Here is a 9,040-nt window from a genome sequence, read left to right as displayed (position 1 = left end):
CAATGATTATTTTGAAAATACGCCCGATGTTCTCTCGTCCGAGGCACTCATCGCCTCTGGAATCCTCCCACAATACCCGTTGCTTCTCCAAGATGGCTGGTTCTTTGCCGAGGCGATTGCCTCACAAAACAGTTATCGACGTATACTGACAAGTTGACGGCTGCTGGTATCCCGTACGAGGTTCTCTCGTTGACCCGGTCATACGACTCGAGTGAAGTCCTTGCGAATCGCCAGTGGCAGTTTGTCACCGAGGCTATCGAGCGCGGATACTACGAGGACCGTTGTTCTGGTTCGAACGTTAACTGCGAACATCTGCTCTCCTCGTGCTTCCAGTAGGTACAAGCATCCCGACCATAAACTGGGAGGCGAACATGGCTGAGCCGGCCGAACTCCTCAGCGCCCTAATCGTCCTCGAATTCGTCGTGGTTGCTGCAGTTGTCTTTCTCTTGGTACCTATCGAGGCGGCGGTCTCTCTTATCCCGCTCTTCTTGCTCTTCTCGTTCGTCCTTTACAAGTACCTGCGCTGAGCCAAGGAATTGGCTGTTTTCACACTGATAGAATGTGAGTGGCAATATCGGGATTTTCGGCCCCAATACGTGCTAATAGTGCGTGTCCCCCGCCTCGCCCACGATGCGGATTTCGTCGCATTACGGTACGGTCTCTGATTCCTACAGTTGTGTGTATTCACAACTATACAAATACTGCGCATAACCATTTCAGAAATTTACATAATCTAAATAATCCTCATAGTTTGAATTATCATAAAAGAAGCTGTGTTCGACTTAGGCTGAGTAGATGAATTATCTTAAAAGATACTCGTTCAAACTATGTTAAACATTCTATTTTTCAGCAGTTAGTATCACCGGCAACTAATCATATTGTGTGTTATATACAGTATTATATGCGCCTAGACCTGCCTGTAGCCCGAAACGATACCCTCTCTGCCGCTTTCTTGAACTATCGACTCGTCAGTTCCGGACTCGATGGGTAGCGCGCGGACTATCCAATCCTTCGTCTACGCACCACGTCCAGTGGTCGCGTGCAGTCGAGTTTCTGGCTATTTTCAGGCGTGAATGACGGGTTCTTCGTCGGCCGACCGCGAACTATTTTTCAGTGTCTGTCCGGAGGTGGCATCGAACAGATGGAGACTATCTTCGGGGAAGTGTAGTGTTACTTCCTCACCGCGGTCGAACTTCTGACCACCTGGAACGGCGGCCGTAAACCGCTTGTTGCCGATGTTCAGTGCGACGTGTGACACGTCCCCCAGTGGTTCTACGAGGTGCACTTCGGCGGGAATCGGGTTTTGGACATCTGAACCATCCACGATTCGGATGTCTTCCGGCCGGATTCCTAACGTCACACGGTCGTACCCCTCAATCGCTTGGGCGGTTGCTTCGGAGATCTCGTAGTCGAACATCTTGTGGATGAGCCGCTCGTTTTTGGACGCGACATCCATGAAGTTCATCGAGGGAGCACCGATGAAACCAGCAACGAACTTATTGGCCGGTTGGTGGTAGCACTCAAGCGGTGTGCCGACCTGCTGAAGTTCTCCGTGGTTCAGAATTGCGATGCGGTCGCCCATCGTCATCGCCTCGGTCTGGTCGTGAGTGACGTAAACGGTCGTGACGTTCAGGTCGTCTTGCAGCGCTTTGAGTTCTGTGCGCATTTGCGTCCGAAGCTTGGCATCGAGGTTCGAAAGCGGCTCGTCCATCAGGAACACTTCGGGGTCGCGGATGATTGCACGGCCGAGCGCGACGCGTTGTTGTTGCCCGCCGGACAGCTCTTTCGGATAATCGTCGAGTAGCTCTTCGATACCCAGCGACTCGGCGACATCCTCGACTTGCCGATTCCGTTCTTCGGAGTCGAGGCCGGTCGTCATCTTCAGTCCGAACCCTATGTTCTCTCGGGTCGTCATGTGCGGATACAGGGCGTAATTTTGGAACACCATGGCGATATCGCGCTCGCGTGGCTCCAAATCCGTCATCGACTCACCGTCGACGATGACATCCCCGCTTGTGACCGATTCCAATCCTGCTATCATTCGAAGTGTGGTCGACTTGCCGCATCCCGAGGGACCGACAAGAACCAAAAACTCACCATCGTTAAGTGTCAAATCGACATCGTCGACCGCAACGACGCTCTCGCCCCCTCCGGTGAATTCCTTCCGGAGGTTACGCAGCTCTAACTGTGACATGCTTTCTTCCCAACGTTTACAGTCAAACTATATAATGCTTTGTCATCACTACCCACGCGAGACCTCCGAAACCCCACTTTTGAGTCGAAGCGAACGTTTATATGCAAAGCTGGTGACACAGGAAAGTATCTGGAGTCACTAACGACTCGTTCGTTTCCAGTGAGCCACAATGACAGAGCAACGTTACCGGAGTCATACCGACTCCATATACGGAGAGTTGGACGTCCCGACAGTGGTCAACGCGGCCGGGACGAAGACACGAATCGGTGGGAGCCTCATTAGAGCAGAGGCACTCGAAGCGATGAATGACGCCGCCTCGACTTTCGTTGAGCTTGGGGACCTCCAGGCGGCCGCTTCGGACCGCATCGCCGAAATCACCGGCGCGGAAGCCGGCTACGTTACCAGTGGGGCGGCTGCTGGGCTATGTCTCTCTGCCGCAGCGGCTATCGCAGGCCACGATATAGCAGCGATGGACCGCCTCCCTGACACTGAGGGACTGCCAAGCGAGATACTGATGCCCCGGACGCATCGAACCGGCTACGACCACGCCCTCCGCGCTGCGGGTGCAACTATCGTCGACATCGGGACAAACGACCTTCACCTTGGAACCGGTTCGACGAACGTGGAACCGTGGGAAATCGAGGCGAACATCACCGACGAGACGGCCGCCATCGCCTATATGGAAAAGTCGTACACCGAGCCACCGCTCGATGTAGTCGCCGACATCGCTCACGACCACGACATCCCCGTCATCGTCGATGCGGCCGCCGAATTACCGCCACGCTCGAACTTCTCCCGTTTCATCGAGCAGGGTGCCGACCTCGTCGTGTTCAGTGGTGGGAAAGGAATTCGCGGCCCACAAACGACCGGAATCGTCGCTGGCAAACAGGAGTATATCGAGTCCATCGCTCTCCAACACCTCGACATGCACGTCGCCGAAGCGGCTTGGTCGCCACCGAAGCGACTCATCGACCTCGATAACTTCGCTGGCGTTCCCCGACAGGGAATCGGTCGCTCGATGAAGGTCGGCAAGGAGGAACTGGTCGGTCTCATCTACGCCCTCGAGGCGTTCATGGAGGAAGAGCAAGCAGAGACACAGCGCGAATGGCAGAACCGAGCCGACAACATCGCTTGCGCCATCGAAGATGCCGGATTGGAGACGCACGTCACCGGCGGCAGCGACGTCAGCGTCGCCCCAGAAGTCGTCATCAACGTCGACGAGTCGTCCGAAACCACCGCTATCGAACTCGTCCGCCGACTTCGCGCCGAGAACCCTCGCGTGTACCTCGGTGGCGACAGAATCGACGAGGGCGAAGTCGTTGCGAACCCGATGTGTATCACCGACGACGAGGCCGACTACGTCGCCGACCGCATCGTCGCAAACGTCGAGAACTGACAACCGAAAGTAAACTTATTTTAGTCAGTTAGTCAAACTGACAACCGCGATGAAATTGTTAGCAATAGTCGCACATCCAGACGACGCTGCAATCTTCTGTGGCGGAACGCTCGCAAAGCACGCCGAACGTGGTGACCACGTCACGGTCGCACACATGACTCGCGGGGAGTACGGCGGTCTCGGGAGCGACACTGAAGAAGACGTTGCGGCGGTCAGAACTGAGGAATCCCGCGCCGCGGGCGACGTTCTCGGCGTTGACGAAGTCGAGTTCCTCGGCTTCAAAGACGGCCGTGTCGAGTACTCGCTCGAAAACCGCCTCGCCCTCGTAGACACCCTCCGGAAGTACGACCCCGACGTCGTCCTCACGCACTTCAAGGACGACATGCATCCGGACCATCAGGCGACCGCCCGCCTCGTAACCGATGCGTACTATATGGCGTCACTCCCGCTCGTCGAGACCGATTTCGAACCGTGCGACCCCGACAACATCTACTTCTTCGGGAAGCCCACGTCGTCGTTCGAAGCCGAGACGTTCGTCGACATCTCCGGCTACCTCGACACGAAAATCGGGGCGCTCGAACAGCACGTCTCGCAAATTGACTTCCTCATCGACCACGGCGGTATCGACGCGGAGTTCGACAACCTCGTCGATAGCCTCCGTGCTGAAGGGATGACCCTCGGGAAACGCGTCGGCTGTGAGGCCGCCGAAGGTTTCGCACCGCTTCACGACCAGGCCCGAGACTTCCTGATGGACTGAGTATCGACCCGACAATCACTTTCAACTACTCAAACTACGCTCTACAATGCGCGAACTCACCACCGACGACGCACCCGCAAGTATCGGCCCGTTTTCTCAAGGCATCGAAACCGACGGCACCATCTACGTCTCCGGACAGGGACCAATCGACCCCGAAACCGGCGACGTTGTCAGCCAAGATGTACGCGAACAGACGAGACAGACTCTCGCAAACGTCGAGGCAGTCCTCCGTGCTGGCGGTGCCTCCCTCGACGATGTCGTGAAAGCGACCGTCTTCGTCAACGACATGCGGTACTACGATGAGGTAAACGAGGTGTACGGCGAACTGCTGTCATCTCCGTACCCTGCCCGCAGCGCGGTCGAAGTCGTAAAGCTCCCGGTCGACATCAAAGTCGAAATCGAAGTCGTCGCCGAAGCGTAACCGACCCACCCTTATTCGTCAGTTTTCTCCGCGGAACTCGTCATTCGACGTTAGACCCGTCATTCTACACTGAGGCCCGGATACCCCTCTTGAAACATCATTCCACACCCGGAATCGTCACCGGTAGCGTCCCGTCTCCGCCTGCTTTCCCGACAACCACGTCCGCGAGTGCATCCAGCATTGCCGGTGAGTAGCCGTAGCCCGTAACGTACGTCGAAGCGTCTGGTACTGCGGCGAGGTCGTAGGGGTCACGGACCGAGACGACTGCGAGTCTGGTCGCTGCATCCGCTATCTCGCGGACGACCCGTGCCTGTCCGGGATTCGACCGTGCGTGGTACGTTGCGACGACGACTTGTTCGCCCCCGTCGAATGGATGTTCGTATCCGTGGGTGTCTGTGACCTCGTGGTGATACACCTTCGTCTCGTTTCGAGCAAGCGACGTGCGGAAGTCGTTCGGGTCGTATCGGTCGTCTTCCGCATCCGACTGGGCGTCACCGGTAAAGCCGACGAGGTGGATGGGTGCTGACGTGTCGAACGGGAGTGTGTCGTCGCGGTCGCGGACGACGGTCGCTCCCTCTCGTGCGAGTTGTCGTGCGACCTCGCGCGATTGCTCGACTGTCTCCGTCCACGTTTGCGGCTTCTCACGCTCTTCGGTAAACTGTCGGTGCTTGTATTCTCTCACCCGCTCGAACGCGCTGTCGACGCGCGCCTCGGGAATCTCACCGGACTCGACGGCGTCGATGACCCGTTCGATAGCCTCTCGCTGGCGCTCGGGCGAGTGCGATACGAGTACCACGTCACAACCTGCTGCAATCGCTTGCACCGCTCCTTCGGCCGTTCCGACTGTCTCAGCGATAGCGTTCATCTCCAGACAGTCGGAGACGAGCAGTCCGTCGAATTCGAACTCCTCGCGAAGGAGGCCGGTGAGGACTTCCTTCGAAAGTGTGGCCGGGAGCGTGTCGTCTCCCGTAATCGCCGGGAAAGCGATGTGAGTCGTCATGAGCGCGTCGATACCGTCGTCGATGGCGCGGCGGAACGGGACGAACTCGACGGCCTCCAGTCGGTCTTTGTCGTGTGGAATGACTGGCAGCGACCGATGCGAATCGGTCTCGGTATCGCCGTGTCCGGGGAAGTGCTTCCCGCAGGCGATGACTCCAGCGGACTGGAACCCCGACGCGAGCGCCGACCCTAACTCGCCGACGGCTTCCGGGTCGTCCCCGAACGACCGTACGCCGATAACCGGGTTTTCGGGGTTGTTGTTAACGTCCAGAACCGGCGCGAAGTTCATCGAAATGCCGAGCGAGGCGAGTTCTTCGCCGACTGTTTCGCCTGCTGACCGGAGTCTCGTTGGGTCCTGAGTCGCCCCGAGTGCCATCTGACTGGGCAGTTGTGCACCCCAGTCGAACCGGGAGACGACGCCGCCTTCCTGGTCTGTCGCAATGAGGAGTGGTGGCTCGCCCGCTTCGCGCGCGATGGTTTGGAGTCGTTCCGAGAGCGACGCGACCTGCGACGGTGACTCGATGTTCCGACTGAAGTAGATGATGCCACCGAGATGGTGCGACGACACTAACTGTTCGATGTCGTCGGTCGGTTCGACCCCGTCGAAACCGGCCACAAACAACTGTCCGACCTTTTCTTCGAGCGGCACCGCATGGACGGGGCGCTCCGCTGTCAACACGTTGTCTGCCATTTCGACCGGACAGTCGTGGGGGATGGTCTTAGTGCTACTGTCTGACGCACGGCTTAGTGCTACAGCCCGAGCAAAAAATCGCCTTGGGGGTGCTGTTAGTGCTTTACGCTTCCCGAGGTGAGTCCCGAGACGATTGGCTTCTGGAACAGGACGAACAGGAACAACAGCGGAATCGTCGCGACCGTCGACGCCGCCATCATCTGTCCCCAGTAGGTCTGGGTCTGCGTCTGGAACTCCTGAATGCCAATCGCGAACGGTGTGACGCTGTCAGAGCCGAGGACGGACGCGAAAAGCACCTCGTTGAACGCGAGGAGGAACACGAACATCGACGTCGCGGCGATGCCGGGTGCTGCAAGCGGCATCACGACACGGAAAAGTGCTTCGAGTCGCGTACAGCCGTCGATTCGTGCAGCCTCACCCAGCGCCTTCGGAATCGTATCGAAGTATCCGCGGAGCATCCAGATTGCAAAGGGGATGGTGAACGTCGAATAGAGGAAGATGAGTCCGTGATACGTGTCTTTCATCGGGAGGCCGACCTGCATCTGGATGTTGATGAAAAGCAGGTACATCGGCAGCAGGATGAGCACGCCGGGAATCATTTGCGTCCCGAGAATCGACAGTTCGAGCTTCGCCTTCCCGGGGAACTCGTACCGCGAGAACGCGTAGGCAGCCAGACTGGCGATGAGGATGGTGACGACCGTCGTCACGCTGGCGATAATGAGGCTGTTCAGGAAGTACTCGAAAAGCGGGAAGCGCTGCCACATCTCGAAGTAGTTCGAAACGTGGAACTCCGTGGGGATGAGCGTCGGATTCTCCGTCATCACCTGACTTCGGGATTTGAAGCTGTTCATCACCATCATCCAGATGGGAAACAGCGCGAACAGAAGTACCAACCCGAGCGCGAACCGCGCGAAGGCATCGAAGAGGAGTTCACGCCCGTCGGTCGTCAAACGCCACGACTCCGGGATGCGGCCGTCTTCGTCTTCAGTTTGGAGTGCGCTCAACATCTCAGATAGCACCTCCCTCGAATTCGCCGTCGATGACACGACTGTAGTAGATGTACGCGAGTATCATTGCGACGATGAACAGAATCGCACTCATCGCAGCGCCGAGACCGAACGACCAGTTGGTGAACGCGTAGTTGTAGATGAACAACATGAGCACCTTTCCGGAGTCGCTCGGACTCGACCCGAGAAGCACGTACGGGACGGTGAAGTTGATGAGCGTCCAGACGACCATCAAGAGGACGATGACGACTGAAACGGGCTTTAGCTGTGGCATCGTGATGTACCGGAATTTCCCCCATCGACCCGCGCCGTCGGTCTCTGCGGCCTCGTAGAGGTGCTCTGGAATCGACTGCAAGCCCGCATAGAGCATAATCGCCGCCCACGGGAAGTTCTGCCACGTCCACACGGCGGTAATCGCGAGTATCGACCGCGGGCCGATGAGCCAGAAGAACGACCCGTCGATGAGCCCGACCGACCGAAGAATGTGGTTAATCATCCCCGTGTCGGTGCGGAACATCATCTGCCAGGTCAGAACGGTCACGACCGCGGGCGCAATCCACGGCACCAACACGAGCGTCCGAGCGGCGAGTTTCCCTCTGAAGTCTCTGTTCAAAAGCAGGGCCGTCGCCAACCCGAGCGTGTAGATGCCCATGACGGACCCGACCGTGAAGATGAGCGTCTGTCGGAGTGAGGTCCAGAACTCAGCACCGACGATAGTGTTCGGGTTGAATACCTTGGCGTAGTTTTCGAAGCCGACGATTGGCGCATTCCACCAGTTCGACACGTAGGCCGCATCGAGTTGGACGAAACTGATGTAGAACCCCCAGATGATGGGCAGGAAATGGATGAGTCCCATCATCACGAACGCCGGCAAGAGGAGTTTGTAGGCGAATCGTGTATCGTCGCTGAGTCTGGGTAGTCGAGCCTGTACCCAGTTCGGGACGGCTCTGGTGATACCACTTCTGGCACGCTCTAACATGTGTCATCACTTCTCAATTGGTTCATATATATGTTCTCAAATTCTGGAGGGTAATTGGGTATCCTGACACTGTCAGTCGAGACCCATTCATCGGGGACGCTATCGTCTCGTCGCGTGTTGCGTTGTCTCGCGTCGTCTCGTCGCTACCGCGTTAGTTTTCGCTCAGGACGTTGTTTGCCTGCTGTACCGCCTTGTCGAGTGCGGCTTTCGTGTCGCCTTCGCTCCAGTCGCCGCTGACACCTTTCGTGAGGATATCGGTCACGGCATTCTTGATTGTCCCTTCGACTTCGCCCCAGCCGATGACCTGTGGGAACGTCTTCGCACCCGGAAGCACCTCGTCGGAGAACTTCTGGTACAGCGGTCCGGAGAACTGCTCTTGGTCGAAGCCGCTTTTTATCGTCGGCAGGAAGCCGGTCATCGAGGCGATGTCGGCGTTGACGGCGGGATCTTTCTAGGTGTTTAGGCCCTCGGCGGTTTTCTTCGGATATTCCGTTCACGGGTGGGTACCGACGAGGCTTTCTCCGCTGAAAGATGCGGGCTTTTCATTTTGACCTCCATGCGGGTATGATATATTAAATTAGTAGTGTGGCGTTGGC

The 9,040-nt window shown here is 57.4% G+C and carries 9 protein-coding genes; 4 read left to right on the top strand and 5 right to left on the bottom strand.

Annotated elements, in window-relative coordinates; translation table 11 throughout:
* Nucleotides 1-371: 371 nt before the first annotated feature.
* The gene (locus QT222_RS12165; RefSeq protein ID WP_004056421.1) at nt 372-527 is read left to right on the top strand and encodes a hypothetical protein; all 156 of its coding nucleotides are present in this window, start codon (nt 372-374) and stop codon (nt 525-527) included.
* 536 nt (nt 528-1,063) lie between these two features.
* On the opposite strand, the gene QT222_RS12160 is transcribed toward QT222_RS12165, so the two are convergent.
* Nucleotides 1,064-2,194: an ABC transporter ATP-binding protein gene (locus tag QT222_RS12160; RefSeq protein WP_491477325.1), complete on the bottom strand. Its 1,131-nt coding sequence runs from the start codon at nt 2,192-2,194 to the stop codon at nt 1,064-1,066.
* A 169-nt stretch (nt 2,195-2,363) separates the two neighbouring features.
* On the opposite strand from QT222_RS12160, the gene QT222_RS12155 reads away from it, so the two are divergent.
* Genes QT222_RS12155 through QT222_RS12145 form a run of 3 tightly spaced genes read left to right on the top strand, consistent with a single transcriptional unit; the run spans nt 2,364 to nt 4,768 of the window.
* Complete coding sequence (locus tag QT222_RS12155) at nt 2,364-3,590, top strand: aminotransferase class V-fold PLP-dependent enzyme (RefSeq protein WP_014732644.1); 1,227 nt, start codon at nt 2,364-2,366, stop codon at nt 3,588-3,590.
* A gap of 49 nt (nt 3,591-3,639) precedes the next feature.
* A complete protein-coding gene (locus QT222_RS12150; RefSeq protein WP_491477324.1) occupies nt 3,640-4,347 on the top strand; it encodes a PIG-L deacetylase family protein in 708 nt (235 codons plus the stop codon).
* A gap of 46 nt (nt 4,348-4,393) precedes the next feature.
* Entirely contained in the window at nt 4,394-4,768 is a 375-nt protein-coding gene (locus QT222_RS12145) for a Rid family detoxifying hydrolase (protein ID WP_004056417.1), read from the top strand.
* 97 nt (nt 4,769-4,865) lie between these two features.
* On the opposite strand, the gene nagZ is transcribed toward QT222_RS12145, so the two are convergent.
* From nagZ to QT222_RS12125, 4 genes are all read right to left on the bottom strand, one after another.
* Entirely contained in the window at nt 4,866-6,458 is a 1,593-nt protein-coding gene (gene nagZ, locus QT222_RS12140; RefSeq protein WP_004056416.1) for a beta-N-acetylhexosaminidase, read from the bottom strand.
* Between the two features lie 95 nt (nt 6,459-6,553).
* Entirely contained in the window at nt 6,554-7,465 is a 912-nt protein-coding gene (locus QT222_RS12135) for a carbohydrate ABC transporter permease (RefSeq protein ID WP_004056415.1), read from the bottom strand.
* 1 nt (nt 7,466) lies between these two features.
* Nucleotides 7,467-8,444 carry a carbohydrate ABC transporter permease gene (locus QT222_RS12130; RefSeq protein WP_014732645.1) on the bottom strand — a complete coding sequence of 326 codons (978 nt, stop codon included), beginning with the start codon at nt 8,442-8,444 and terminating at the stop codon, nt 7,467-7,469.
* Between the two features lie 151 nt (nt 8,445-8,595).
* Complete coding sequence (locus QT222_RS12125) at nt 8,596-8,862, bottom strand: hypothetical protein (protein ID WP_491477323.1); 267 nt, start codon at nt 8,860-8,862, stop codon at nt 8,596-8,598.
* Nucleotides 8,863-9,040 lie beyond the last annotated feature (178 nt).

This window comes from Haloferax sp. s1 (assembly GCF_058382125.1).
The sequence above is the reverse complement of the archived record's forward strand: the minus strand, read 5'-3'. Positions and strand labels throughout refer to the sequence as shown.

Coding starts and splice junctions, on each gene's coding strand:
- QT222_RS12165 (WP_004056421.1), top strand. CDS start 372: ATGGCTGAGCCGGCCGAACTCCTCAGCGCCCTAATCGTCCTCGAATTC.
- QT222_RS12160 (WP_491477325.1), bottom strand. CDS start 2,194: ATGTCACAGTTAGAGCTGCGTAACCTCCGGAAGGAATTCACCGGAGGG.
- QT222_RS12155 (WP_014732644.1), top strand. CDS start 2,364: ATGACAGAGCAACGTTACCGGAGTCATACCGACTCCATATACGGAGAG.
- QT222_RS12150 (WP_491477324.1), top strand. CDS start 3,640: ATGAAATTGTTAGCAATAGTCGCACATCCAGACGACGCTGCAATCTTC.
- QT222_RS12145 (WP_004056417.1), top strand. CDS start 4,394: ATGCGCGAACTCACCACCGACGACGCACCCGCAAGTATCGGCCCGTTT.
- nagZ (WP_004056416.1), bottom strand. CDS start 6,458: ATGGCAGACAACGTGTTGACAGCGGAGCGCCCCGTCCATGCGGTGCCG.
- QT222_RS12135 (WP_004056415.1), bottom strand. CDS start 7,465: ATGTTGAGCGCACTCCAAACTGAAGACGAAGACGGCCGCATCCCGGAG.
- QT222_RS12130 (WP_014732645.1), bottom strand. CDS start 8,444: ATGTTAGAGCGTGCCAGAAGTGGTATCACCAGAGCCGTCCCGAACTGG.
- QT222_RS12125 (WP_491477323.1), bottom strand. CDS start 8,862: ATGACCGGCTTCCTGCCGACGATAAAAAGCGGCTTCGACCAAGAGCAG.